Genomic DNA, 25,356 nt, shown 5'->3' on the forward strand with positions numbered 1-25,356 from the left:
TCTCCGGGCTTCGTCGTTCTCCGGGTCAGGGGCGGCTCAGGCCCAGAGCTGGCCCTCCAGCCGCTCCTCCGCCTCGTCGAGGGTGCCCTCGTACGCGCCCGTCGACAGGTACTTCCACCCGCCGTCGGCCACCACGAACACCACGTCGGCCCGCTCCCCCGCCTTGACCGCCTTGGCCGCCACGCCGAGCGCCGCGTGCAGGGCGGCGCCGGTGGACACGCCGGCGAAGATGCCCTCGCCGGCCAGCAGCTCGCGGGTGCGGCGCAGCGCGTCGGCCGAGCCCACCGAGTAGCGGGTGGTCAGCACCGACTCGTCGTACAGCTCGGGGATGAAGCCCTCGTCGACGTTGCGCAGGCCGTAGACCAGCTCGCCGTAGCGCGGCTCGGCCGCCACGATCCTCACGTCGGGCACGTGCTCGCGCAGGAACCGCCCGACGCCCATGAGCGTGCCGGTCGTGCCGAGCCCGGCGACGAAGTGGGTGACCGTCGGCAGGTCCGCCAGGATCTCCGGGCCGGTCGTCTCGTAGTGGGAGCGCCAGTTGGCCGGGTTGCCGTACTGGTAGAGCATCACCCACGACGGGTTGGCCGCGGCGAGCTCCTTGGCCCGGCGCACGGCCTCGTTGGAGCCGCCCGCCGCCGGCGACGAGATGATCTCGGCGCCCCACATGCGCAGAAGCTGGCGGCGCTCCTCGGAGGTGTTCTCCGGCATGACGCAGATCAGCCGGTAGCCCTTGAGCTTGGCGGACATGGCCAGCGAGATGCCGGTGTTGCCGCTGGTCGGCTCCAGGATCGTGCAGCCGGGGGTCAGCAGCCCGTCCTTCTCGGCCTGCTCGATCATCCACAGCGCCGGACGGTCCTTGATCGAGCCGGTCGGGTTGCGGTCCTCCAGCTTCGCCCAGATGCGCACGTCCGGCGCGGGCGAGAGCCGGGGCAGCCCGACCAGAGGCGTGCGGCCGACCGACTCGATCAGCGAATCGAAGCGCATGTCACCCGCCGGCGACGGCCGGGAGGACGGTCACCGTGTCACCGTCGGCCACCGGCGTGCCGAGGCCGCCGAGGAAGCGGACGTCCTCGTCGTTCAGGTAGACGTTGACGAACCGGCGCAGGTTGCCCTGGTCGACCAGGCGCTCCTTGATGCCGGGGTGGGCGGACTCCAGGTTGCTGATCAGCTCGTCGAGGGTGGCGCCCTCGGCGGACACGGCCTTGGCGCCGCCGGTGTAGTTACGCAGGATGGTCGGAATGCGAACCTCGATGGCCATCTCGCTCAGTCTCCTCAGGTCGGGTCGTCCCATCGGCGGCAACGCCGACGGCTGGATGCGAATTCCAGGTCAGCGACAGTCGTAGACGACGACAGCCGGGGTGTGCGCGAAGAGAAAGCTCTGCACCGGCCGGACCATCATGGGATGAACCTTACCTCTTCCTCGGAGACGACACCGTCGACGATCCGGAAGGAGCGGAACTCCACGTCCTGCTCGTCTCGGGTCGAGACGAGCACGTAGTGGGCGTCGGGTTCGGAGGCGTACGAGATGTCCGTGCGCGAGGGGTACGCCTCGGTCGCCGTGTGCGAATGGTAGATCACGACGGGCTCCTCGTCGCGGTCGTCCATCTCGCGCCAGACGCGTAGCTGCTCCATCGAGTCGAAGCGGTAGAAGGTGGGCGAGCGCTCGGCGTTCTCCATCGGGACGAAACGCTCCGGCACGCCGCCGCGCCCCGCGATCACACCGCACGCCTCGTCGGGGTGATCGGCACGCGCGTGGGCGATGATCCTGTCCACGAGATCCTGCGAGATCGTCAGCATGCCCGGAAGCTACCAGAGGGCCCGGACCAGGGTGTCCTGCAGGTAGGTGAGCCAGTCGTAGGTCACGTAGGCGGGGTAGCGGGGGTCGTCCTCGGACATCGTCGCGATCTCCTCGTGGACCTCCTCCGTCACCTCCAGCCGCACGCCGAGGGTCAGCCGGACGTCGTTGAGCGCGCGCAGCCACGCCTGGGCCTGCTCGGGCGTCAGCTCCGTGCGTCCGGGCCGGGCCGTGTCGAGCATGGTGCGCGCGTCGGCGCGCTTGCCGTCGCGCAGCGTCGCCTCGGTGTAGCGGCGGAACTCCGCCGCGTCGCCCGTGTCGTCGTACGCCGAGGGGAACAGCCGGGCCAGCACCGGATCGGACGGCGCCTCGCCGGCGCCGATGCCGAGGGCCCGCTCCAGCGGGTCGTCGCCGGTCTCCCCCGGCTCGACCAGGCCGAGCACGAGCTCCACCAGCGAGCGCAGGATCGCCACCTCCGGCGCCTCGAACTCGGCGACGACGACGCCGCCCTTCGACGAGAATCCCGAGCTCACGCGTGCCGCCTCACTTGACCGAGTCCGGCTGGACCGTCGCCCACAGGCCGTAGGAGTGGAGAATCTGCACATCGCGTTCCATCTCTTCACGCGTGCCGCTGGACACGACGGCCTTGCCCTTGTGGTGGACGTCCAGCATGAGCTTCTCGGCCTTCTCGCGGGTGTAGCCGAAGACGGTCTGGAACACGTACGTCACGTACGACATGAGGTTGACCGGGTCGTTCCAGACGATCGTCACCCATGGCAGATCGGGCCGGACGTCCGATGACGGACGCTCGACGGCGATTGGAGCGGTGCTACCCACATTCACCATCCTGCCCTACCTCCGCCGTAGTCTTCGAGTCGTGACATTGCCCATGAGCACCGCGTTGCTGACTGATCACTATGAGCTGACGATGCTGCAGGCGGCTCTGCGAAGCGGCGCCGCCCACCGGCGCGCCGTTTTCGAGGTGTTCGCCCGGCATCTGCCCGGCGGGAGGCGCTACGGCGTCGTCGCCGGGACGGGCCGCGTCCTCGACGAGCTGGAGCACTTCCGTTTCGGTGAGGAACAGCTCACCTTCCTGCGGGAGAATCGCGTGGTCGACGCGTCCACCCTGGAGTTCCTGGCGGAGTACCGCTTCTCGGGCGACATCTGCGGATACGCCGAGGGGGAGCTCTACTTCCCGGCCTCACCGATCATGGTCGTCGAGGGCACGTTCGCCGAGGCGGTGCTGCTCGAAACCATGATCTTGTCCGTTCTCAACCACGACTCGGCGATCGCCTCGGCCGCCTCGCGCATGCACAACGCGGCGGGCGGGCGGCCCCTCATCGAGATGGGCTCGCGCCGCACCCACGAGCGGGCCGCGGTCGCCTCCGCCCGCGCCGCCTACATCGCCGGTTTCGCCTCCACCTCGAACCTCATGGCCGGGCACGTGTACGGCGTCCCGACGGCCGGCACGGCCGCGCACGCCTTCACGCTGCTGCACGACTCCGAACGCGAGGCGTTCGAGGCGCAGATCGCCTCGCTGGGGCCCGAGACCACGCTGCTCGTCGACACCTACGACGTGGCCGAGGCCGTGCGCACCGCCGTCGAGCTGGCCGGCACCAAGCTGGGCGCCGTCCGCATCGACTCGGGCGACCTCGCCGCCGCGGCCCAGGAGGTCCGCGAGCAGCTCGACGCGCTGGGCGCGTTCGACACGCGCATCCTCGTCACCTCCGACCTCGACGAGTACGCCATCGCCGCGCTCGCCGCCGCCCCCGTGGACGGCTACGGGGTGGGCACGTCGCTGGTGACGGGGTCCGGGGTGCCCACGGCCGCGATGGTCTACAAGCTGGTGGCCCGCGAGACCGCCACGGGCGAGCTGGAGCCGGTCGCCAAGCGCTCGGTCGGCAAGCCGTCGCGCGGCGGGCGCAAGCACGCGTACCGGCTGTTCGACGACCAGGGCCGCGCCGAGACCGAGCTGATCACCACCTCGGCGGAGGCTCCGGAGGGCGGCGCGCCGCTGCTGCGCGAGCTGGTGCGCGGCGGCGAGCCCGTGGGCCGCGAGCCACTGGCCGACGCCCGCGCCCGTCACGCCGAGCGGATCGCGACCTTGCCCCAGGAGGCCCTTCACCTGGGCCGCGGATACGCGGCGATTCCTACGGAATTCGCCTGACGTATCGTGCTTTTATGGGCACCGCTTTGATCATTGTTGACGTGCAGAACGACTTCTGCGAGGGCGGCAGCCTCGCCGTGGCGGGCGGCTCGGAGGTGGCGGCGGCGATCACCCGGCACGTGGCCGACCACCCCTACGACCACGTGGTGGCCACCCGCGACTACCACGTGGACCCGGGCGCGCACTTCTCGCAGACCCCCGACTACACCGAGAGCTGGCCGCACCACTGCGTCGTCGGCACCCCGGGCGCCGACTTCCACCCGGCCCTCGACGTGGCGGCGGTCGAGGAGGTGTTCAGCAAGGGCGCCCGCACGGCGGCCTACAGCGGCTTCGAGGGCGCCTCGGGCGACGGGGTGAGCCTGGTGGCGTGGCTGACCGGGCACGGGGTCCGCGAGGTCGACGTGGCCGGTCTCACCGCCGACTACTGCGTGCGGTTCACGGCGCTGGACGCGGTCAAGCACGGGCTGGCCGTACGGGTGCTGCTGGACCTGACGGCGGGGGTGTCGCGCGGCACGACGGACGTGGCCCTGGCGGAGATGGAGGCCGCGGGCGTCGTCCTCGTCGGCGCCCCGATCGTCCGCTGACCCGGCACCGGATCCTGAGACGTACACCACGATCCTGAGACGTACACGATCCGCCATGGATCATTCAGGGGATCGTCAAGACGGAGCGTCGGTGCCGAGGGCGAAGTAACACGGAGAGTCACGTGTCCCGTCCCGGTGTGAGGTCGCTTCATGCTCGTCATCTCTCTCGGACTGGCCTGGCTGGTCCTGGGCCCGTTCAGCCTGTGGGTGCTCGTCTCCGGCCGCGCGTGGGCGCGGGCCGGCGCGGTCATGACGCTGACCATGCTGGAGGTGGCGACCATCGCCACGCGCTCCGCCCGCGTCCCCGATCCGCACGGCCTGCCCGTGGCGGCGTCACGGGAGACGCGGGCGGAGTGCGCGGCACGTGAGCCCGTTCCCCAGACGGGACGGGTGGAGGGACGGCGCGGCGGGCTGGTCCTGTCGTGGCCGGCGGCGGCCGGGGAGTGCGCGACGGCCGACGTGGTGCTGCGGGCCGACGGGCACAGGCTCACGGTCTGGCTGCACGAGGGCCCCGCGAACGACACCGCCGCAGCCCCGGGCGCTCCCGGCGGCGCTGAGCACGACTCCGATGGCGTTCCCAGCGGCGACGACGCCGAGCACGACGCGGATGGCACTGAGCACGACTCGGACGAGAGCGTGCCGGGCGGGGGCGCGACGACGGTGCCCGTGCGGGTCGAGGAGGGGCGGGCGTCCCTGCGGGTGCCGCTCGCGGACGCGGCGGGCGGCCACGGCCGATCCCTCGCGGGCGCACGTCACGGGCACGCCGGCCGTTACGTGCTGATCGACGGCAGGTCCGGCCACCGCATCCCCAGGCGGGCCACCCCGCCGAGCGCCCCGGGCACCGACCGCCGCCCCGCCACCTGACCGAGCTCCCGCCGCGACCGGTGCGGCTAGCAGGCGGTGACCGGGTCGAGGCGGTCGGCGGTCGAGCGGAGCGCGACGGCCAGCCGCCGCCTGACCCGGGCCCCGTCCCGCGATGCCTTGACCGGCGCCTCGGGGAGAGCCTCGCGGAGCGAGTCCCGGTAGCCCATCGCGGTCTGGTGCGCGAGGACCTGCATGGCATCCATCCTGCCTCCTTAATCAATTAAGACCTTAATTGATTAAGAACGACGTCGCAAGGAGCTCCGCTACGGTTGGGGGATGGCCAAGGTCACGCTGCAGACGATCGCCGACAGGCTGGGCGTGTCGCGGGCCACCGTCTCCTACGCGTTCTCCCGGCCCGACCAGGTCAGCGCGGAGCTGCGGCGGCGCGTCATGGAGGTGGCCGACGAGCTGGGCTACGCGGGGCCCAACCCCACCGCGCGATCCCTGCGGCTCGGCCGGGCCGGGGCACTCGGGCTGCTCTTCAGCGAGACCCTGGCCTACGCGTTCGCCGACCCCTACGCCGTCGGCTTCTTCCAGGGACTGGCCACCGCCGCCGAGGACGCGGGCGTCGGGCTGCTCATCCTCCCCCTCCCGCACGGCGACAAGCGGACCGAGCCGGTGCGCAACGCCGTGGTGGACGCGTTCTGCGTGGTCTCGCTGCCCGACGGCCACCCCGCGCTGGACGAGGTGCTGGGCCGGAAGCTGCCCGTGGTGGTGGTGGACGAGCCGTACGTGCCCGGCCACCCCTTCCTCGGCATCGACGAGCCGGCCGCCGGGGCGCTGGCCGCCCGGCACGTCCTGGAGCTGGGACACCGGCGCCTCGGCGTGGCCATGGTCGGGCTGCACGACGACGGCCACATCGGCTGGGCCGACGTGGCCAGGCAGCGGGCGGCGACCTTCGAGGCCATGCGCGGACGGCGCGACGGCTACCAGGCGGCGGCCGAGGAGGCGGGCGTCGACTGGGCCGGGGTGCCGTTCTACGAGCTGAGCCGCAACTCCCGCGAGGCCGGCCGGCAGGCGGGCCACGCCCTGCTGGCCAGGAGCCCCAGGCCGACGGCCATCCTCACCAACACCGACGTGCTCGCCCTGGGCGTCCTCGACGCCGCCGCCGACCTCGGGCTGGACGTCCCGGGCGAGCTTTCGGTGGTGGGCTTCTCCGACAGCGCCGCCCAGGACGCCGGGCTCACGACGATCAGGCAGGCCAAGCAGGAGATCGGCGCGGAGGCGGGCCGCCTGCTGCTCGCGGGCGCGCCCGCGCGGCCCGAACGCCTGCTGTTCCCGCACTCACTGATCGTGCGCGCCTCGACCGCTCCCCCACCCCTGGAGCGACACTGACGACTCACCCGCCTATGGAGCGACCCTGACGGCTAACCCGTCCCGGACGCCGGCCGTCGGACGGGCTCGCCCGTGCAGAAGCGGACAGGCTCGCCCACGCAGGGGCGGCCGGACTCACCCGCGCAGGGATGGCCGAGCTCGCCTACGCGAGCGGCCCGGCCGGGCCCGCTCCGAGCGGACCCGGCCGGTGTGAGGCGGTCAGCGGCGCTGGGTGGCCCAGTTGCGGATCTTGTCGATGCGTTCCTGGATCTGCTCGGCCGTCGCCTGGGCGATCGGCGGCCCGCCGCAGGCACGCCGCAGCTCCGAGTGGATGACGCCGTGAGGCTGGCCCGTGCGGTGGTTCCAGGCGCCCACGAGGCCGTTGAGCTCGCGCCGGAGCTCGGCGATCCGCTCGTGCGGTGACAGCGCCGGCGCCTCCTCCTTGGGCTGGCGCCGCTTGGCCGCCTGCTGCTCGGACTGCCGCTTGCGCAGCAGCGTGGCCACCTGGTCGGGCTCCAGCAGCCCCGGCAGGCCGAGGAAGTCCTCCTCCTCGGCCGAACCCACCGCGGCGCCCGTGCCGAACTCGCCGCCGTCGAACAGCACCCTGTCGAACGTCGCCGACGTCTCCATCGTCTCGAACGGCAGCTCGTCGCCGAGGACGTCGGGATTGTCCTGCTTGCGGTTGGCCTGCTCCAGCAGGCTGTCGTCCAGGCCGTCCTCGGGCGGGCGGCGGTTGAGGACGTGGTCGCGCTCCACCTCCATCTCGTTGGCCAGCCCCATGAGGGTCGGCACCGAGGGGAGGAAGACCGAGGCGGTCTCGCCGCGCTTGCGGGCGCGCACGAAGCGCCCGACGGCCTGGGCGAAGAACAGCGGGGTCGAGGTCGAGGTGGCGTAGACGCCGACGCACAGGCGCGGGATGTCGACGCCCTCCGACACCATGCGGACCGCCACCAGCCAGCGGTCCTGCGAGGCGGCGAACGCCTTGATCTTCTTGGACGCGCCCGGGTCGTCGGAGAGCACGACCGTGGCGCCCTCGCCGGTGATGTTGCGCAGGTGGCGGGCGTAGGCGCGGGCCGTCTCGTGGTCGGTCGCGATGACCAGGCCGCCGGCGTCGGGCACGCCGCGGCGCACCTCGGTCAGCCGCCGGTCGGCGGCCTGCATGACCTGCCGGATCCAGTCGCCCTTGGGGTCGAGCGCGGCGCGCCACGCCTGGGAGAGCTGGTCCTTGGTGAGCGGGGTGCCGAGCGTGGCGGCGATCTCGTCGCCTGCCCGGGTGCGCCACTTCATCTCGCCGGAGTACGCGAGGAAGATCACGGGACGGACGACGCCGTCGTCGAGGGCGGGGCCGTAGCCGTAGGAGTAGTCGGCGACGCTGCGCTTGAGGCCCTCGGCGTCCTCCTCGTAGGCGACGAAGGGAATGGGGTTGTCGTCGGAGCGGAACGGCGTGCCGGTGAGCTGGAGCCGCCGGGTGGCCGGCTCGAACGCCTCGCGGATGCCGTCGCCCCACGACTTGGCGTCGCCGGCGTGGTGGACCTCGTCGAAGATGACCAGCGTCTTGCGCGCCTCGGTGCGCGCCCGGTGGAGGGCCGGGTGCATGGCGACCTGGGCGTAGGTGATCGCGACGCCGGTGTAGTCGCGGGAGGTGGTGCCCTGGCTGTTCTTGAACTCGGGGTCGATGCCGATGCCGACCTTGGCCGCGGCGTCGGCCCACTGCCGCTTGAGGTGCTCGGTGGGGGTGACGATGGTGATCGCCCGGACCACTCCCCGCTCCAGCAGCTCGCTGGCGATCCGCAGGGCGTAGGTCGTCTTGCCCGCGCCCGGGGTCGCCACGGTGAGGAAGTCGCGTGGCTCACGCCTGTTGTAGAGGTCGAACGCCTGCTCCTGCCACGCGCGGAGCTTGGGGGCGGTGCCCCAGGCGGCCCGGTCGGGATAGGAGGGGGAAAGGTGGGACGCGGCGAAGGTGCTCACCGCATCACCTCTGGGGTTCGTGTGCTTCGCTCTCTCACAGTGACCCAAGGGTAATCGGGGACACCGACAAGACGTGCCGTGCACCGCGGATCCTGGCCAAGGTCGTCCTTGCGTGCTATTGGGCGTCAGATGGCTTATCGCACGCTCGCCAGCAGCGCGTCCAGCGCCTGTCTGCGTGCGGGATCCTCGGGCTGGAGCACCCCGAGGAGGAGGACGGGGGCGCCGTCGCGGGTGAGCAGGATCACTCTCAGGTACGCGGGCCGGTTGACGACGTCCTGGTACTCGGCGCGCAGGGCCCGGGTGTGCCCGCCGGCGAGACCCTTGTCCTCGACCACGCCGACCCGGTCGCCCTTGAGCAGCAGCCTGGAGTACAGCTCGGCGGCCTGGGCGGTGGCCTTCTTCGCGTCGCCCACGGGGGTCGTGACCGGCCTGGCCATGACGACCGCGCCGGCGCCGTCGCGGGCGACCGAGGTGAACCCGGTCACGGGTGCCACCGTCCCCGCGTGCCAGCCGTCGGGCAGCGGGATGACGACCTTGGACCGGGAGTCGGCCAGGCGGGCCGGGGAGCCGGGGTCGTCCGACTGCCTCAGGACCGCGGCGCCGAGGAGGGCGACGGCGGCGACGGTGGCCAGCAGCGCGAGCGCCGTGCCGGCCCGACGCCAGAGCTGGCTTCCCGCGCGCCCGGGAAGCCCGGGGGCGGTGGGGGCGCCGTACATACGGGCGGAGGGCGGGAGGGAGTCCCACGGGGGCCGGAAGTCCCGCCAGGCGCCTCCCCGACCGCGGCCGGGGTCGTCGCGCCGGCCGCCCCACCCCGCCCGGCCGTCCCGGTCGTCCCGGCCGTCGACATCGTCGAGGTCGTCGAGGTCTTCGTCCTGGTCGACCCGTCCCGGCCGGTTGTCGCGACCGTCGAGGTCGTGGTCCTGGCGGCCCCACCCCGGCCGACCGACGCGACCGTCGAGGTCGTCGTCCTGGTCGCCCCACCCCGGCCGACCGACGCGACCGTCGAGGTCGTCGTCCTGGTCGCCCCACCCCGGCTGATCGTCCCGGGCGTCGAGGTCGTCGGGGTCCTGCGCGTCGTCCAGGTCGTCGGGGGTCTCGCGGCGGGGGCGGCCGGTGAGCCAGCGGGCCAGTCCGCTCCTGGCCGTGTCCTGGAGCGCGTCGGCCCCGGGGCGGGAGGTCCGGGGACTCCAGGGGCGGGGCGTGTCGTCGTCCTCGCCGGGCGTCCGCTTGCGGCGGAAGACCGGGGCCCAGGATCCGTGCTCCAGGTCGGGGTCGTCGTCCTCGGGACCCCAGAACTCCTCGTCCGGGTCCTCCTCCCGGCCGCCCCGCACGGGAACGGCCCGGAAAGCCGCGCCAGAGGCGGGCCGGGGCACCGGGTCAGGAGCCGGTCGGGGCGCGCCGGAAGCGGGCCGAGACGCCCCGCCAGAGGCGGGCCGGGACGCCGGGTCAGGCGCGGGCCTGGGCGCCCCGCCAGAGGCGAGCCGGGGCGCCGGGTCAGGCGCGGGCCTGGGCGCCCCGCCAGAGGCGGGCCGGGACGCCGGGTCAGGCGCGGGCCTGGGCGCCGGGTCGGGAGGCGGGTCCGGGACCGCCGCCATGGGGCGCCGAGGCGCCTCGGGGCCGCGGCCGCGTCCCGCTCCCCCGGCAGCCCCTCCGGTGGTGCCGCGCGCGCCCCTCACCGGCGGGTAGGGCGGCTCCCCGGCGCGTCCCCGGGCCGGCACGGCCCTCGGCTCCTCGGGGTCCGGCGAATCCCGGGGAGGGGTGCGGCGGTGCCTCGCCCCGGTGCTCGGGGGCCAGACCAGGTGGTCGTCCTCCATGACACCTCCTCGCCGCTGTCCTATCACTCCTCGCGCCCGCGGTCCGGCGAACCGTGGCCGCTGTGACAGGTGGGGTGGAATGTGCCTTCCACCCAGGCGAACTCCCCTCCCCCGGGGAGGAAGGAGGAGGGGTCAGCGGACTCTGGGGGCGAGGAGGGTGGCGCCGAGGGCGACGGCGCCCATGACGCAGCAGATGACCACGTACCCGCGGGCGATCTCCGCCGGGCTGTGCCCGATCACGTTGATCAGCGCGCCGCCGATCCCGAGCGACAGCGCGGACCCGAGCATGTCCGTCACCGACAGGGCCGCGCTGTTGGCGCCCTGCTCGCTGACCGGCGACTGCTTGAGCGCCGTGACGCTGACCGTGGTCATCCCGAGCCCCATCCCGAATCCGGCGATCACCCACGCGGGCACCGCGATCCATCCGGTGACGCCCGGCAGCACCGCCAGCAGTGCCAGCAGCACCCCCGTCATCACGCAGCCCGCGCCGAGCCGCAGCCGACGGTACGGCTCGGCGGTGCGGCGGCTCTGCAGGAACGAGCCGGCCGACCAGCCGAGGGCGCCGGTGGTCAGCGCGATGCCCGCGGCCGTGGGGTCGAACCCCTTGGCGGACTGCAGGGCGAGCGGGATGAACGCGTTCACGCCGAAGAAGGGCGCCGAGAACATGCCGCGCATCATGATCGTCGTGGGCAGTCCGCGGCCGAAGCGCAGCGCCCCGGACGGCAGCAGGCGGCTCAGCCCGTACCCGAGCAGGGCCAGGCCCGCGACGGCCGCGAGCGCGCTGGGCAGGGGCGTGACGTGCAGCCGGTCCACCCCGTACAGCAGCACGCCGGCGCCGCCCGCGGCCGAGGTGGCGGCGAGCGTCATCGGCAGCGGCCGCGAGCGCGGCCCCTCCGAGCGGACGGTCTCCTCCTCGGCGGGTCGCCGGCGCAGCGCGGGGACGAGCATGGCCAGGGCGGGCACGACGAGCGGGACGATGCCGTAGAACACCCACCGCCAGCCCCACGCGCCGGCCACGAAGCCGGCCACGGCCGGGCCGACCATGGCGGGCACCACCCAGGCGGCCGACACCGCGGCGAAGACCTTGGGCCGCATCACCGCCGGGTAGACGCGGGCGATCATCACGTACAGGGCGACGACCGTGGAGCCCGCGCCGAGCCCCTGCACGGCCCGCGCGACCAGGAACATGATCTTGGTTTCGGCGGCCCCGGCCAGCGCCATGCCCGCCACGAACAGCACGAGGCCGAGCAGGAACGGCGCCGTGTAGCCGCGCCGGTCGGACCACAGGCCGGACACCACGTTGGCGAACAGGCTGGCGATGAGGAAGGCCGAGAAGCTCAGCCCGTACAGGTCGAGCGCCTGGAGCTGCCGGGAGACCTCCGGCATGACGACGCCGACCGACATGCCCTCGAAGGCGACGAGCGTGACCACGAGCAGGATCCCGAGGGTCGGAGCCCGGTAGGCGGCCCCGAGGATGCCGGTGTCCTGAGCGGAGTCGTATGGAGTGTCGAGTGCCTTCGGTCCTGTCACCGGGACATCTTAAGTGTGGCGCTTCAGCGCGGCGAGGCGGCCTCCCCCCTCTGTCCGCGCCGCCGCCTGCGAGGACGGCGGGTCCCGGTAGACGGCCCACATCTCGCGCATCCGCGCCGCCTGACCGGCGGTGAACTCCCACATGCAGGTGTCCCTGCCGTAGTCCATGAAGTTGTGGACGGGGTCGGGCCGCCCGTCGGGGCTGCAGGTGTCCTTGGACTCGGGGCACCCCTCGGTGGGGCTGGCCTCGGGCGGCGTGTCGTCGATGCCGTCGCCGGGGTTCTGGCAGCCGTTCTCGAAGGTGTGGAACAGGCCGAGCCAGTGGCCGATCTCGTGGACGGCGGTGTAGCCGCGGTCGTAGCCGGCGAAGGAGCCGCCGGGCAGCGTGCGCCAGTCGACGACCACGCCGTCGATCTGCGGGTTGTCCTTGTACCAGTACGGATAGGTGGAGAAGCCGAGCACCTGCCGGTCGAGCTGGGCGATGTAGAGGTTGAGCGTGTCGGGGCCGCCCTTGCGCAGCTCCTGCTTCATGGCCGACTCGTTGGTGGTGGGGTCGGCGAACCACTCGGCGTTGCGCACGAGCCGGGCTCCCGCCAGGCGGAAGGTGACCCCGGTGTCGACGCCGCCGAACTTGCCGGCGTAGGCGTCCCTGAGCGCGGCGAACTGCGCCTTGACGGCGGAGGTGGCGGCGCGGGTGACGCCGTCGGTGAGGACGTGGACCCACACGGGCACGACGACGCGCTCGGGCGCCCGGCCCCCGGCCAGGCCCTTGCCCAGCTCGGCGAGGACCCGGCCCACGTCCTGGGGCTGCGGCTGGCGCGGCTCCGGGCCGCGGTCACGGACGCGCGCGGCCGCCTCGGGCCCGCACGCCGCCGAGGATCTGGACGCCCCCGTGGACGTGGACGCGGCCGTGGACCCCGCGGCTGTGGCTGCGGCCGTGGACCTCGTGTCGGTCACGGCCGTGACGCCCCGCCCCCCGGCGGGCCGGAGGGCGGCCTCGCCGCGACCCGGCGGCGCGAGCCCGGTCGCCAGCAGGCATGCCAAAGAGACGGCGGTCGCGCGCCGGGCCATGCAATCCCCCGTTACCGATCGAGTTGGTCAGATTACCGACCGTAACGCGACCGGGAAGGATCACATGGGAGCAACACTCACTGGTTCTTGTCGTCGCCCTGGCCGCCGCCCGGCGGGAGACCCTCGTAGATCTCCTTGCACTCCGGGCACACCGGGTACTTCTTCGGGTCACGGCTGGGCACCCACACCTTGCCGCACAGGGCGCGGATCGGCGTGCCGGTCACCATGCTCTCGGTGATCTTGTGCTTGTCCGCGTAGTGCGAGAACCGCTCGTGGTCACCGTCGCCGTGCGACGTCCTCGGCGTCGTTTCCTGCTCGGGGAGGATCTTCGTGCTCACCCCACCGAGTCTATGCCCCGTCGCCTCCTGCCCCGGGCAGCCGTACGGCCCCCGCCCCGGAAAGGGGCGAGGGCCGTACGGGACGGAACCGGGAGAGCGTCAGCCCATGTGGACCGGGGCGCTCTGGTCGGACTTGCGGCCCGCCTTGACGAGCAGCGTGAGGACCGCCGTGAGCAGCATGACGCCGGTGCTCACGAGGAACGCCAGGTGCATGCCGTCCATGAACGCGTTGTGCACCGCCGGGCCGACCGCCTTCACGATCTGCTCGGGCGTGCCGGCCGGAAGCCCGCCGAACGCCGCGGCCTTCTCCAGCAGCGAGAGCTGCGCGGGCGGGATCTGCTGGGCCGCCGGGCCGAGGTAGCCGGGCAGCTTGTCGGCGATCTCACCCGCCATGACCGCGCCCAGGATGGCGGTGCCGAGCGCGCCGCCGACCTGCATGGCCGACTGCTGCATGCCGCCCGCGACGCCGCTGAGCTCCACCGGGGCGTTGCCCACGATGATCTCCGTGGCGCCGACGAAGACCGGCGACAGGCCGAACGCGAGCAGCACGAACGGGATGGCGCTCTCGATGAACGAGGCGTCGATGCTGAGCTGCGCCATGAGGAACATCGAGGCGGCGGTGATGACCAGGCCGATCGCCATGGTGACCTTCGCGCCGAGCTTGCCGATCAGCATGCCGGCCAGCGGCGAGGCCACGATCATGCCGGCGCTCATCGGCAGCATGCGCAGGCCGGCCTCCAGCGGGGTGAGGCCATGGACGCCCTGGAAGAAGAAGCCCAGGAAGAACATCGCGCCGAACATGGCGAACGCGACCATCATCATGAGCACGGTGCCGATCGAGACCGACAGGTTGCGGAACAGGGAGAGCGGGACCAGCGGCTGCCTGGCCTTGCTCTGCCAGAAGACGAACGCGGCGATCAGCACGGCGAAGCCGGCGAGGAAGCCGATGGTCTTGCCGTCGCCCCAGCCCCACTCGGGCGCCTTGATGACCGACCAGACCAGGGCGAACATCGCGCCGGACAGCAGCACCACGCCGAGCCAGTCGATGCGGGCCAGCGTCTGCGCGCGGTTCTCCTTGATGAGGAGGACGCCCATCACCAGCGCCACGATGCCGACCGGGGCGTTGATGAAGAACACCGACTCCCAGCTCACCTTCTCGACCAGCAGGCCGCCCACGATGGGGCCGGCGGCGCTGGACAGGCCGATGATGGCGCCCCAGGCGCCCATGGCCTGGTTGAGCTTCTCACCGGGGAAGGCGCCGCGCAGCAGCGCCAGCGCGTTCGGCTGGAGCAGCGCGCCGAACAGGCCCTGCAGCACGCGCAGGCCGATCAGGGCGCCCACGGGCGACAGGCCCGGGATGACGTCGGCCAGCTCCTGGCTGAGGCCGATGCCGATCGACGAGAGCGCGAACCCGGCCACGCCGATGAGGAACACCCGCTTGTGGCCGAACAGGTCGCCCAGCTTGCCGGCGGTGATCAGGAAGACGGCCAGGGCCAGCAGGTAGCCGCTGGTGACCCACTGCAGGTCGGACAGCGAGGCGCCGAGCTCCCGCCCGATGACCGGGTTGGCGATGCCGACCACCGTGCCGTCGAGCATCACCATGATGACGCCGAGGCTCACCGCGAGCAGCACGAGCCATGGATTGCCCCCCGCTCGCGCGGCACCGGACTCCGATGCCGGCGGCGCGTCTACCGCCTTCACATTCGCCACGAAAACTCCTTCAACACCTGCCTCACGCCGAGGCAACGATCTCTTCAGACGTCAGGTAATCTATGTCAGTCGCTGAAAGATCTCAAACCATTTAGAAAAGTCAGAGAGCGACTTCTGTCACACTGTGACACGAAGATGTCGAGGGAGTGACGCCCATGGGTCTACGGGAACGCAAGAAGGAGAAGACGCGCCTGGCGATCCTTGACGCCGCGCTCGATCTGTTCCTCGAACAAGGGTACGACTCCACCACCGTGGAGCAGATAGCGGGGGCCGTCGACATCTCGCCGCGCACCTTCTTCCGCTACTTCACCAGCAAGGACAGCCTCGTCCTGTGGTTCCACGACCACGGCGAGCAGATCATCACGGAGACCCTGCGTTCCCGACCGCCCGGCGAGCCCCCGTTCACCTCGATGGTCCACGGGCTGCGCGCGCTGCTGGGCGACATGCAGGAATCAACGCCGCAGGACGCGGGGCGGTTCCTCAAACTGCGCCGGCTGCTGGACGACCACCCTCACCTGGTGGGCCTGTCGGTGGCCAGGGGCGCCGAGACCGAACGCCGCCTGGCCGCCGCGGTGGCCGCCCGCCGGGGCGTCGATCCGGCCGACGACCGGATGTCGCACCTGGTGGTGGCCATCGCCATGGCGGCGCTGCGGGTCGGGTTCGAGTGCCCGCACAAGGACCAGCCCGACCTGGGAGAGGTCCTGGAGCAGATGGAGGAGACGATCACGCTCGTGGAGGGCATGCTGCGGCCCGGCTGGGACCTGCAGGACGCTCCGGAGCCGCCCGCCGCGCCCGCTCCCCCGGCCTCGCGGGAGGGATCGGACGCCTAGGGCGTCAGTTCATGGTCGGGTCCTCCGGGCAGTTGGCCACGAACGCCAGCTCGCCGCGCTGGCGCCGCAGCACGTGCCGCCACAGTGAGCGCGGGTCGGCGTGGAAGGTGTCGCCCGCCTCGGAGTCGACCACGTACCAGGCCCCCTCGGCGATCTCGCTCTCCAGCTGACCCGACGTCCACCCGGCGTACCCGGCGAAGATCCGCATCTGCGAGATCTCGCCCTGGAGGATCTCGGGTGGCGCGTCCAGGTCGACGGTGCCGAGCCGGGAGACGGACGGCGTGCCCGCGTGGAGGCGGCGCCATCCCAGGGGTTCCTCGCCGCTGGGCACCGCGGCGAGGGCCAGCGCGCTGTCGGTCTGCACCGGGCCGCCCTCGAACAGCACCGGCGGGCCGGTCACCAGGGGATCCCACACGGGCAGCACCTGGGTCACGGAGATCTCGCTCGGCCGGTTGAGCACCACGCCCAGGGTGCCGCCCTCGGAGTCGTGTTCGAGGATCAGCACGACGCTACGCCGGAAGTTCGGGTCATCGAGAAGCGGCGTCGCCACCAACAGACCGCCGACGTAGATCGCTTCCGCCATACATCCATCATGAAGGGTCACCCGCGCATCTCGCTCCCCTGGTCCGCCGTTGTTACGTTTTGCACTCGTACGGACGTGGATCTTCCCCTTTCAGCGGAGGAAGCAACAGCCGGAGCCGGGCGGACGAAGGCGCCGGCCCGCGCGGCGGCGAGCGCCTGGAGCGCGGACCTGGCGGCCACGTCCTCGTCCACCGGCTCCTTCGTGACGAGCAGCCGGTAGTACAGCGGGGCGGACACCGCCCGGACGACCTCGGCCGCGTCCGTGCCCTCGGGCAGTTCACCGCGCTCGACCGCGCGCTCCACGGAGCGGGCCCACTCGGCGACGCGCCGGCCGTAGAAGGCACGCAGGGCGGCGGCGGCCTCCTCCTCGCACGTGGCGGCGGCGATGACCGCCTGGAACGTCGCCCCGAGCCGCCGGTCGGTGACGGCCCCGAGGACCGAGGCCGCGTTCGCGCGCAGGTCGGCCTCCGCCGAGCCCGTGTCGGCGTGCGGCGAGGACTGCTCGGCCAGCTCCGTCATGAGGTCGGCCACCAGGCCCGCCGGACTTCCCCAGCGCCGGTAGACCGTGGTCTTGCCCACGCCGGCCCGGGCGGCCACCTGGTCCATCGCCAGCCCGTGGAAGCCCCGCTCCACCAGCTCGTCCTGGGTCGCGGCGAGCACGGCCTCGCGCACCCGCGCCGTCCGGCCGCCGGGCCGCTGCATGCCCGCCAAACGGGACTCCTGTTCCATTAGCGCACCCTTCTGTGTTACCGTCGCTCTCATCTTAACGGAACAATCGACCCATTAAGGGGGCGACATGACCGCGCTCACCGAACGCGCGCCCGCCGCGGCGCGCATGACCGGACGCCAACGCCTGATCCTCGTGCTGCTGCTGGGCTCGCAGTTCATGCTGGCCGTGGACTTCTCCATCCTGAACGTCGCGCTGCCCGTCATCGGCGCGGGCCTCGGGTTCGCGCTGGCCGACCTGCAGTGGGTGGCGACCGCCTTCGCGCTGGCCGCCGCCGGGTTCACGTTGCTGGCGGGCCGGATCGCCGACCTCTACGGCCGGCGCAGGCTGTTCCTGGCGGGGATGGCACTGCTCGGGCTGTCCTCGCTGGCCGGCGGGCTGGCGAGCTCGCCCGGCATACTGCTGGCCGCCAGGGTGGCCCAAGGGCTGGCCACGGCCGTGGTCACCCCGGCCGGCCTGTCCCTGCTGACCACCTCGTTCCCGGAGGGGCCGCTGCGCTCGCGGGCTCTGGGGCTGAACGGCGCGCTCATGTCGGCCGGCTTCACCTCGGGCGCCGTGCTCGGCGGGCTGCTGACCGACCTGCTGAGCTGGCGCTGGGCGTTCCTGATCAACGTTCCGGTCGCGCTGGCCGTCCTCGTCACGGCTCCGGCGCTGCTGACGGAGAGCCGGCCCACGGAGCGGCCGGCGATGGACGTGCCCGGGGCCGTCACCGTGACGGGCGGTCTGCTGGCCCTCGTGTTCGGGCTGACCCGCGCGGGCGAGCACGGCTTCGCCGATCCGCTCGCGCTCGGCTCGCTGGCCGCCGCCGCGGCGCTGCTCGCGGCCTTCCGGTTCGCCGAGCGGCGCTCCGCCTCTCCGCTGGTGCCGCCGGCCGTCCTGGCCCGGCCGAACGTCAGGTGGGGCAACCTGGCCGGCCTGGTGGCGTTCGCGACCGAGACGTCGCTGGTGTTCCTGCTGACGCTGTACCTGCAGAAGGTGCTCGGCTACTCGCCGCTGGCCACCGGGCTGGCCTTCGGGGTGCTCGGGCTCGGCACGGTCGCCGGCGGGCTGGCCGCGCCGCGCGTGCTGGCGCGCACGGGCACGCGCAGGGCGCTGGCGGTGGGCTTCGGCGTGCAGGCCGTGGCCACGGCGTCGCTGGCGCTGCTCGGGACCGGGCCGGGCTCGATCTGGCTGCTCCTGGCGGCCACCTTCGTCGGCGGCGTCGGCAACATGCTGGCCATCGTCGCCTTCATGGTCACGGCCACCTCGGGCCTGCCCGACGCCGAGCAGGGCCTGGCCACGGGCATCGCCACGATGACGCAGCAGGTGGGCATCACGATGGGCATCCCGGTGATGAGCGCCGTCGCCACGGCGGCCATGGGGCCGGGATCGGGGGCGGCGGCCGTGCTGCACGGGCTGGTCGTGGCCGTCCTGGTCAACGCCGCCCTGGCACTCGCGGCGACAGCGATCCGCCCCAACCGCTGAAACACCCAGCGGGCCGGCTGACGCCAGGTCCAGGCAGCCGGACCGCGTGGGACACCGCCACAGGGACTCACCTCAAGGGTCTTCCAGAAGGATCAAGGGGATCCTCCTGAAGCGGCCAGAGAGACATTCTCCTGAGGCGGTCGAGGAGACACGGAAGCCATGGTCAACAGTGCGCCGTGACGGCGGCCCGCCACCATCCGGTCAGCGGCCGTCTCCCTGGAGGCCCCCAGCCCCGTGCGGCGACTGGGGGCAACCAGGCTGTGCCGTAAAAAATATTGATCTTTATGCTTCGGTGAAGCCTCGCGCGCGGCCGCCGGCCGACTCGCGGACCGCCGCCGCCACAGCACCCGCCACGTCCGGGTGGAAGACGCTCGGGATGATGTAGTTGGGACCCAGCTCCTCCGGCGTGACGACGGCCGCCAGCGCCCCCGCGGCGGCCAGCAGCATCTGCATCGACACCTCCGTGGCCTGCGCGTCGAGCAGGCCACGGAAGACGCCCGGGAACGCCAGCACGTTGTTGATCTGGTTGGGGTAGTCGGAGCGGCCCGTCGCCACCACGGCCGCGTGCTCGCGGGCGTCGTCGGGCGAGACCTCGGGCTCCGGGTTGGCCAGCGCGAAGACCACCGCGTCGCGCGCCATCGTGGCGATGTCGTCGCCCGTGAGGATGCCCGGCGCGGACACGCCCACGAACACGTCGGCGTCCTTGACCGCGCCGCGCAGGTCGCCGGAGTAGCCCTCGGCGTTGGTGTGCTCGGCGATCCACCGCAGCGACTCGTCGAGGTCGTCGCGCCCCTGGTGGACGGCGCCGAGGTAGTCGCACACCACGACGTTGCGGGCGCCCGCCGCGAGCAGCAGCCGCAGCACCGCGTTGCCGGCCGCGCCCGCGCCCGCCATGGTGATCTTGACGTCCTCGATGGACTTGCCCACCACGCGCAGCGCGTTGGTGAGCGCGGCGAGCACGCAGATGGCCGTGCCGTGCTGGTCGTCGTGGAAGACCGGGATGTCCAGCAGCTCGCGCAGCCGCCGCTCCACCTCGAAGCAGCGCGGCGCGGAGATGTCCTCCAGGTTGATGCCGCCGAAGCCGGGCGCGATGAGCTGCACCGCGCGGACGATCTCGTCGACGTCCTGCGTGTCGAGGCAGATCGGCCAGGCGTCGATGCCGGCGAAGCGTTTGAACAGCGCCGCCTTGCCCTCCATGACCGGCAGCGCCGCCTCCGGGCCGATGTTGCCCAGGCCCAGCACCGCCGAGCCGTCGGTGACGACCGCGACCGTGTTGCGCTTGATGGTCAGCCGGCGCGCGTCCTCCTTGTTGCGGGCGATCGCCAGCGAGACCCGGGCCACGCCGGGCGTGTAGGCCATCGACAGCTCGTCGCGGTTGCGCAGCGGCACCTTCGACACCATCTCGATCTTGCCGCCGAGGTGCATGAGGAAGGTGCGGTCGGAGACCTTGTGGATGACGACGCCCTCGACCGCCTCGAGCTGGTCGACGATGGCCTGTGCGTGGTCGGTGTCGCGCGCCGCGCAGGTGACGTCGATGCGCAGCTTCTCGTGGCCCGCGTTGGTGACGTCGAGGGCGGTGACCACGCCGCCTGCCGACTCTACGGCGTGGGTGAGCTGGCTGACGGCCTTGCCGCCTGCCGGCACCTCCAGCCGCACAGTGATGGAGTACGACACACTCGGGACGGTCGCCACGTCAATCGCTCCTTCGGGCCTGACCAAGAAGTTCTCCTATGGTAGGGGGAACCCGGTCAGGCCAGTGCCTCGGCCGCCGTGACGATGAGGTCCACGCACGCCGGCACCGGGATGCTCGTGCTGTCGACCACCAGGTGGTAGAGGCCCGGATCGGCCGGATCCACGCGGTAGAAGTGCCGCACGTACGCGGTGCGCGCGCGGTCGTTGCGCTCGATGAGCTTCAGGGCGTCGCGCTCCGGCATCTCGCTCAGCGTGGCCGTCTGGAGCACCCGCCGGCGCAGCGGCGCGTCGAGCCGCACGTGCAGCGCGCCGGGATGGTCGGCGAGCACGATCGCCCCGGCGCGGCCCAGGAAGACGCCGCCCTGGGCGCGGGCCGTCTCCACGAGCACCCGCTCGGTGCGCCGGACGAACTCCTCCGGCGCCAGCGGCATCGCTCCCGGCACGTACATGTCGACGCCGCCGAAGGTGACCGTGGGCAACCGCATCGCCCCGGCCAGCAGCCTGGCCAGGCCGTGCGCGGCCCGGTCGTCGTGGGCCAGCGCCTCCTCCAGGGTGCAGCCGAGCTCCTCGGCCACGGCGCCGGGGATCGCGCGGTCGACGAACGGCACGCCGAGGCATTCGGCCACGGCCGGGCCGATGTGGCCGCCGGCCGTGCCGTACGTCGCCGAGATGGTGACGACCCGCACACCCCCAGGTTAGAACAGCGCGCTGGCCAGGGCCCTACGCGCTTTGGCCAGGGAAGGGTCCTCGGCCGGGAGCGTCTCGAACAGGCCCAGCAGATGACGCCGCGCCTTGTCGCGCTCGTCGCCGGAGGTGCGCTTGACCACCGCGACGACCCGCGCGAACGCCTCGTCCACCGAGCCCGACAGCATCTCCAGGTCGGCGGCGAGCAGGTGGGCGTCGATGTCGGCCGGGTCGGCCAGGCGCCGCTGCACGTCGGCCGGGTCGGCGTCGGCGGTGCGCTTGATCAGCCGCACGCCCGCCAGGCCCATCTTGGCGTCCTCGTCGGCGGGCACGCGGGCCAGCAGCCGCTCGTAGGCGGCCTCGGCCGCGTCGAGGTCGCCCTGGTCGATGGCCTGCTCGGCCGCCATCAGGTCGGGGTCGGCCGGCGGCGCCTCGGGCTCCGGCCCCTCACCGGCCGCGGGCGGCCTGGCGTCGGGGTTGGCCTGGTAGAACTGCTCGACCGCGCCCATCAGCTCGTCGAGCCAGCGGCGCACCTCCTGCTCGGGCAGCACCTGCTGGAAGCCGGTGACCGCCTGCCCCTGGAAGATGGCGAGCACGGTCGGCACCGCCTGCACGCGCAGCGCCTGGGCGATCTGCGGGCTGGCGTCCACGTTGACCTTGGCCAGGACGACCCGGCCGCCCAGCGACCCGACCACCTTCTCCAGCACGGGGCTGAGCTGGGCGCTGCCGGGAGCCCGCGGCGACCACAGGTCGAGCACGACGGGCACGGTCATCGAGCGGTCGATGACGTCGGTCGTGAAGGTCTCCTCGGTCACGTCGACGATCGAGGCCGAGGACGCCGCCTGCGGGCCCGCCGCCTCACGCCGGGACTGGGCCTCAAGAGCCTGCTTGCGCGCGCCCAGGTCCACCGCTCCGTAGAGCGACCCGGGCCGAGAGAAGTCCGCCATGCTCCTCATCTTGCCGCATGCCACGGCGCGGGTACGCCAGCGAGGGCCGCGCTCCGCCGTGGGCCGAATCACTGGAGCTCCCGGCTCACTCCCCGAAGTCGCCCGCCGCCACCCTCAGCGTCCGGAGCTGGTCGAACATCGTGTGCAGCTCCTCCTCCCCGTACATCGCCAGGCCGAAGTCGGCCGCCATCAGGTCGGCCGTGGCGCGGCGCACGACGTCGCGCCCCTCGTCGGTGATCTCCGCCAGCACGCCGCGGCCGTCCTTGGGGTTGCGCATCCGGCTGACCAGCCCGGATCTCTCCAGCCGGTCCACGGTGTTCGTGACGCTGGTGGGGTGCACCATCAGCCGCTCGCCGATCTTCCACAGCGGGAGCGCGCCCGTCCTGCTGAAGGTCAGCAGCACCAGTGCCTCGTACCTCGCGAAGGTCAGGTCGTACGGCTTCAGGAGCGAGTCAAGCTGGGACAGGAGGATCTGATGCGCTCTCATGATCGAGGTGACGGCGGCCATGGCGGATGAGGGCCCGAAGTGAACACGCCAGGTCTGCGCGGCGCGTTCGATGGGATCGAACGGCAGGTTGAGCGGCTTCGGCTGCGACACAGCGCTACGGTAGCGCGCCGCTCGTCCCCTTTCGCCTGATTACTCTGAGCTATCGACTTCACCGCTTGGCCAAGAATCCGGACGTCAATCATCACGCTCCGTTATGGTTCTCGCATCAAACGGTGACGCGGACCCCAAGTCCATCGGCGGTGGGGACCTGCCGGACTGCTGACGTCCGCGTTCACCGACGGGGCACGGGGGGTGCTTGATGAACGTCAAGGGGAGATCGCGTGCGTGAGCACGCGGGCGTCACACGCGAGGAGTTGAAACAGAGCGCGGCGGTCACCGTGGCCGTGCTCATGGCGCTCGGCCTGGCCGCGGCCTGGAGCGTCCTGATTCCCGGCGTCGACGCGTGGGAGAACATCGTGGCCGCGGTCATCGGCTCGCTGCGGCTGACCGGGCCCGTGGCGGCGGGGTTCGCCGCGTGGGTGGCGCTGCGCAAGCGCAAATCGCTGCGCGGCCGCGCGATCGGCGCGTGGCGGGCGCTCAAGGCGCCGCTGGCCATCGTGGTGGTGGTGCTCGGGTCGTTCGCCGCGACCGTGCTGGTGCTGGCCGTCAAGACGGTCCTCACCGAGCAGGCCGGGCCGATCAGCCTGCCCGGGCTGGGCGTGGGCATGGCCGGACTGGCGCTGTACTCGGTGATCGGGTGGGTCGCGGGCTGGTTCGCGCCTTTCGCGATCACGCCGCCGCTGGCGGGGCTGGGCTGCTACCTGCTGTTCAGCCGGCTCGCCGACGGCGGGGGCTGGGCCGACCGGCTCGCGCCGGGCGCCGGCCGGCCGTACGACCTGTTCCAGGGGCTGAGCGGCGCGGCGTTCCTCGACCAGACGATCTGGCTGCTCGGCATCACGACGGCGCTGCTGCTCGGCTGGGCCGCGCTGGTGACCCGGCAGGCGGTGGTGCTGGCGTGCGCGCTGCTGGCGGTGCTCGCGGCCGGCACGGGGGTGGCGCGGCTGCTGGCCGCGCCCAAGCCGGCCGCCGCGCAGGACATCGCCTACTCCTGCCAGGAGTGGCCCATCACCGTCTGCCTCCACCCGGCCATGCGGGCCGGCCTGACCGAGCTGGGGACGGCCTTCACCAAGATCGCCTCCCGGCTGGCGGGCACCCCGGCGGCCTTCACGCGGGTGGAGCAGCGGCCGCTGGAGGACGAGCTGCGGCCGACACCCGGCCTCGCGCCCATCCACGTGCGCGACCTGTCGGCGGGGTTCGCCGACGAGGCGTCGTACGAGTACGTCGAGTCGCTGGCGGCCAAGTGCCCCGGCACCGCGGCCGACGGCTACCGGGAGATCGTGATGGCGTGGCTGCGGGGCGAGCCGCTACCCGGCGGGCCGCTGCCGGAGCACGAGTACGCGGCGGCGTGGTTCTCCGGGCTGAGCGAGCACCAGCGGCGCGAGTGGCTGCGCATGTTCTTCAGCGACTTCCAGTCGTGCCGGCTGTCGAGCACCCACTTCGGCGGAGGGCCGGGCGAGAGCGGGCGGCGCCGCGCGGGCGCGGCCCGGGTGACCGCCACCGCGGGCTCGCCCCAGCAGGTGTATCCGGTCTATCCGGACGCGGGCGACGCGGCCGTGACCGACTGGAGACCATAGATTGTCACCAAACGGCTGGCAATGGTGATCGACGTCCGGGTAGTCAACACCGTATGACGACATCCCGTACGGCGCCCGCCGCGGTCTCACCAGGGCGGCGCCGCAGGTGGCGATACGTGGCCGGACTGCTGGTGCTCGTGGCCCTGCTCGTGGTCGGCGGCCGGCTGGCGTGGACGTGGCTGGACCCGACCGGCGAGCGGACGATCGACCGCAGCCAGCCGGTCCTCCTCCAGTCCATCAAGGACCTCAGCCGCTTCGAGGCGGCGACCGGGAGCTTCCAGGTCGTCGTCGACCTGGAGAAGGACGCCAACTTCCTGCCCGACGCGGTCAAGGGCACCCGCACGCTGTTCGTCGGCGCGGGCGGCGTGGACGCGTACGTGGACTTCTCGGGCCTGGGGGCGAACGCCGTGACCGTGTCGCCGGACCGCACCCAGGTGACGGTCCGGCTGCCGCGCGCCCAGTTGGAGAAGCCCAACCTGGACAACAGCCGCTCGTACGTCTTCGCCCAGCAGCGCGGGCTGCTCGACCGGGTGCAGGACTTCCTGTCGTCCTCGCCGGGGGACCAGAGGGAGGTGTACGTGCTGGCCGAGAAGAAGATCGCCGAGGCGGCGGCCGCCAGCGACCTGCGGGCGCGGGCCGACGCCAACACCAAGGCCATGCTGGAGGGGCTGCTGAAGTCGCTCGGCTTCACGAAGGTCGTGGTGAAGTTCAGCGACGAGCCGTGACCTAGGTACGTCGTAGGCATCACCTAGGTACCTCGCAGGCACTCGGAGCGTCGATGTTTAGGGCATACGTCCGATGTGGCGGGGCGGGTCTTAGGACGAATCTTGAGAGTGCAGGAACCAAGCACCTCAAGAGTCTGGAGCGATTCGGATGCACGCCGAACTCGAGTACCTCGTCATGCGGAACCGCGCGGAGGAGCTGCGCCGCGCCGCCGCCCGCCACCGCCTGGCCCGCGAAGCGTCCGGCCGCCGGTCGTTCGTCGCCAAGCTCTTCTCGTGATTCTTCGTTACGGCACGGCGGGTTCTTGCTCTTTCGTTACGGCACGGCCAAGCCGGCCCCAGTCGCCGCACGGGGCTGAGGGCCTCCAGGGA

Annotated in this window: 26 protein-coding genes and 1 pseudogene; 9 read left to right on the top strand and 18 right to left on the bottom strand. The window is 72.4% G+C overall.

Annotated features, from left to right (window positions below; translation table 11 throughout):
• Positions 1-36: 36 nt before the first annotated feature.
• The 5 genes from HTZ77_RS34855 to clpS form a co-directional block, all read right to left on the bottom strand.
• Complete coding sequence (locus HTZ77_RS34855; RefSeq protein WP_175594007.1) at positions 37-984, bottom strand: PLP-dependent cysteine synthase family protein; 948 nt, start codon at positions 982-984, stop codon at positions 37-39.
• 1 nt (position 985) lies between these two features.
• Complete coding sequence (locus HTZ77_RS34860) at positions 986-1,258, bottom strand: MoaD/ThiS family protein (RefSeq protein WP_175594008.1); 273 nt, start codon at positions 1,256-1,258, stop codon at positions 986-988.
• Positions 1,259-1,395: 137 nt separating this feature from the next.
• Positions 1,396-1,797, bottom strand: a complete 402-nt coding sequence (locus HTZ77_RS34865) for a Mov34/MPN/PAD-1 family protein (protein WP_175594009.1) — start codon at positions 1,795-1,797, stop codon at positions 1,396-1,398.
• A gap of 9 nt (positions 1,798-1,806) precedes the next feature.
• Entirely contained in the window at positions 1,807-2,328 is a 522-nt protein-coding gene (locus tag HTZ77_RS34870; protein ID WP_175594010.1) for a DUF2017 domain-containing protein, read from the bottom strand.
• A gap of 10 nt (positions 2,329-2,338) precedes the next feature.
• On the bottom strand, positions 2,339-2,641 hold the full coding sequence (clpS, locus tag HTZ77_RS34875; protein WP_205304359.1) for an ATP-dependent Clp protease adapter ClpS: 303 nt from the start codon (positions 2,639-2,641) through the stop codon (positions 2,339-2,341).
• Positions 2,642-2,684: 43 nt separating this feature from the next.
• On the opposite strand from clpS, the gene HTZ77_RS34880 reads away from it, so the two are divergent.
• The 3 genes from HTZ77_RS34880 to HTZ77_RS34890 all read left to right on the top strand — a co-directional run bounded on the left by HTZ77_RS34880 (position 2,685) and on the right by HTZ77_RS34890 (position 5,410).
• A complete protein-coding gene (locus HTZ77_RS34880) occupies positions 2,685-3,962 on the top strand; it encodes a nicotinate phosphoribosyltransferase (RefSeq protein ID WP_175594182.1) in 1,278 nt (425 codons plus the stop codon).
• A 14-nt stretch (positions 3,963-3,976) separates the two neighbouring features.
• Entirely contained in the window at positions 3,977-4,546 is a 570-nt protein-coding gene (locus HTZ77_RS34885; RefSeq protein ID WP_175594011.1) for an isochorismatase family protein, read from the top strand.
• 150 nt (positions 4,547-4,696) lie between these two features.
• Positions 4,697-5,410, top strand: coding sequence for a hypothetical protein (locus HTZ77_RS34890; protein WP_175594012.1), 714 nt, complete (start codon positions 4,697-4,699; stop codon positions 5,408-5,410).
• Positions 5,411-5,436: 26 nt separating this feature from the next.
• Here HTZ77_RS34890 and HTZ77_RS34895 read toward each other — a convergent pair whose 3' ends face one another.
• Positions 5,437-5,613, bottom strand: a complete 177-nt coding sequence (locus HTZ77_RS34895; protein WP_175594013.1) for a hypothetical protein — start codon at positions 5,611-5,613, stop codon at positions 5,437-5,439.
• Between the two features lie 73 nt (positions 5,614-5,686).
• Between HTZ77_RS34895 and HTZ77_RS34900 the strand changes: the two genes are divergently transcribed.
• Complete coding sequence (locus HTZ77_RS34900) at positions 5,687-6,745, top strand: LacI family DNA-binding transcriptional regulator (protein WP_175594014.1); 1,059 nt, start codon at positions 5,687-5,689, stop codon at positions 6,743-6,745.
• A gap of 198 nt (positions 6,746-6,943) precedes the next feature.
• Here the strand turns inward: HTZ77_RS34900 and HTZ77_RS34905 are convergent, their stop codons facing one another.
• From HTZ77_RS34905 to HTZ77_RS34930, 6 genes and pseudogenes are all read right to left on the bottom strand, one after another.
• Positions 6,944-8,692, bottom strand: a complete 1,749-nt coding sequence (locus tag HTZ77_RS34905; protein WP_175594015.1) for a DEAD/DEAH box helicase — start codon at positions 8,690-8,692, stop codon at positions 6,944-6,946.
• Between the two features lie 134 nt (positions 8,693-8,826).
• Entirely contained in the window at positions 8,827-10,023 is a 1,197-nt protein-coding gene (locus HTZ77_RS34910; protein ID WP_175594016.1) for a hypothetical protein, read from the bottom strand.
• Positions 10,024-10,638: 615 nt separating this feature from the next.
• Positions 10,639-12,036: an MFS transporter gene (locus HTZ77_RS34915; protein WP_175594017.1), complete on the bottom strand. Its 1,398-nt coding sequence runs from the start codon at positions 12,034-12,036 to the stop codon at positions 10,639-10,641.
• Positions 12,037-12,045: 9 nt separating this feature from the next.
• Complete coding sequence (locus HTZ77_RS34920; RefSeq protein WP_175594018.1) at positions 12,046-13,107, bottom strand: zinc metalloprotease; 1,062 nt, start codon at positions 13,105-13,107, stop codon at positions 12,046-12,048.
• Between the two features lie 77 nt (positions 13,108-13,184).
• Positions 13,185-13,445, bottom strand: a complete 261-nt coding sequence (locus HTZ77_RS34925; protein WP_175594019.1) for a DUF3039 domain-containing protein — start codon at positions 13,443-13,445, stop codon at positions 13,185-13,187.
• A 71-nt stretch (positions 13,446-13,516) separates the two neighbouring features.
• Positions 13,517-15,155 (bottom strand): annotated as a pseudogene (locus HTZ77_RS34930) (DHA2 family efflux MFS transporter permease subunit); the annotation flags it as partial.
• Positions 15,156-15,310: 155 nt separating this feature from the next.
• Here HTZ77_RS34930 and HTZ77_RS34935 point away from each other — a divergent pair.
• The gene (locus HTZ77_RS34935) at positions 15,311-15,985 is read left to right on the top strand and encodes a TetR/AcrR family transcriptional regulator (RefSeq protein ID WP_175594021.1); all 675 of its coding nucleotides are present in this window, start codon (positions 15,311-15,313) and stop codon (positions 15,983-15,985) included.
• Between the two features lie 4 nt (positions 15,986-15,989).
• On the opposite strand, the gene HTZ77_RS34940 is transcribed toward HTZ77_RS34935, so the two are convergent.
• Both HTZ77_RS34940 and HTZ77_RS34945 read right to left on the bottom strand, forming a co-directional pair.
• Positions 15,990-16,568 (bottom strand): YqgE/AlgH family protein, encoded by a 579-nt coding sequence (locus HTZ77_RS34940; RefSeq protein ID WP_175594022.1) that lies wholly within the window; start codon positions 16,566-16,568, stop codon positions 15,990-15,992.
• Positions 16,569-16,585: 17 nt separating this feature from the next.
• Positions 16,586-17,296 (bottom strand): TetR/AcrR family transcriptional regulator, encoded by a 711-nt coding sequence (locus tag HTZ77_RS34945; RefSeq protein ID WP_175594023.1) that lies wholly within the window; start codon positions 17,294-17,296, stop codon positions 16,586-16,588.
• A 67-nt stretch (positions 17,297-17,363) separates the two neighbouring features.
• On the opposite strand from HTZ77_RS34945, the gene HTZ77_RS34950 reads away from it, so the two are divergent.
• Positions 17,364-18,758 carry an MFS transporter gene (locus tag HTZ77_RS34950; RefSeq protein ID WP_205304362.1) on the top strand — a complete coding sequence of 465 codons (1,395 nt, stop codon included), beginning with the start codon at positions 17,364-17,366 and terminating at the stop codon, positions 18,756-18,758.
• Positions 18,759-19,040: 282 nt separating this feature from the next.
• Here the strand turns inward: HTZ77_RS34950 and HTZ77_RS34955 are convergent, their stop codons facing one another.
• From HTZ77_RS34955 to HTZ77_RS34970, 4 genes are all read right to left on the bottom strand, one after another.
• Complete coding sequence (locus HTZ77_RS34955; RefSeq protein ID WP_175594024.1) at positions 19,041-20,450, bottom strand: NAD-dependent malic enzyme; 1,410 nt, start codon at positions 20,448-20,450, stop codon at positions 19,041-19,043.
• A gap of 56 nt (positions 20,451-20,506) precedes the next feature.
• A complete protein-coding gene (locus HTZ77_RS34960) occupies positions 20,507-21,136 on the bottom strand; it encodes a cytidylate kinase-like family protein (protein ID WP_175594025.1) in 630 nt (209 codons plus the stop codon).
• 9 nt (positions 21,137-21,145) lie between these two features.
• Positions 21,146-22,081 (bottom strand): tetratricopeptide repeat protein, encoded by a 936-nt coding sequence (locus HTZ77_RS34965; RefSeq protein ID WP_175594026.1) that lies wholly within the window; start codon positions 22,079-22,081, stop codon positions 21,146-21,148.
• Positions 22,082-22,166: 85 nt separating this feature from the next.
• Positions 22,167-22,679, bottom strand: a complete 513-nt coding sequence (locus HTZ77_RS34970) for a MarR family winged helix-turn-helix transcriptional regulator (protein ID WP_175594027.1) — start codon at positions 22,677-22,679, stop codon at positions 22,167-22,169.
• 230 nt (positions 22,680-22,909) lie between these two features.
• Between HTZ77_RS34970 and HTZ77_RS34975 the strand changes: the two genes are divergently transcribed.
• The 3 genes from HTZ77_RS34975 (at position 22,910) to HTZ77_RS47815 (ending at position 25,264) form a co-directional block, all read left to right on the top strand.
• Positions 22,910-24,262 carry a hypothetical protein gene (locus HTZ77_RS34975; protein ID WP_175594028.1) on the top strand — a complete coding sequence of 451 codons (1,353 nt, stop codon included), beginning with the start codon at positions 22,910-22,912 and terminating at the stop codon, positions 24,260-24,262.
• 116 nt (positions 24,263-24,378) lie between these two features.
• Entirely contained in the window at positions 24,379-24,987 is a 609-nt protein-coding gene (locus tag HTZ77_RS34980; RefSeq protein WP_328808948.1) for a DUF4230 domain-containing protein, read from the top strand.
• Between the two features lie 148 nt (positions 24,988-25,135).
• Positions 25,136-25,264, top strand: coding sequence for a hypothetical protein (locus HTZ77_RS47815; RefSeq protein ID WP_268960202.1), 129 nt, complete (start codon positions 25,136-25,138; stop codon positions 25,262-25,264).
• The last annotated feature ends 92 nt before the right edge of the window (positions 25,265-25,356 follow it).

This window comes from Nonomuraea montanisoli (assembly GCF_013363975.1).
GTDB classification, from domain to species: domain Bacteria; phylum Actinomycetota; class Actinomycetes; order Streptosporangiales; family Streptosporangiaceae; genus Nonomuraea; species Nonomuraea montanisoli.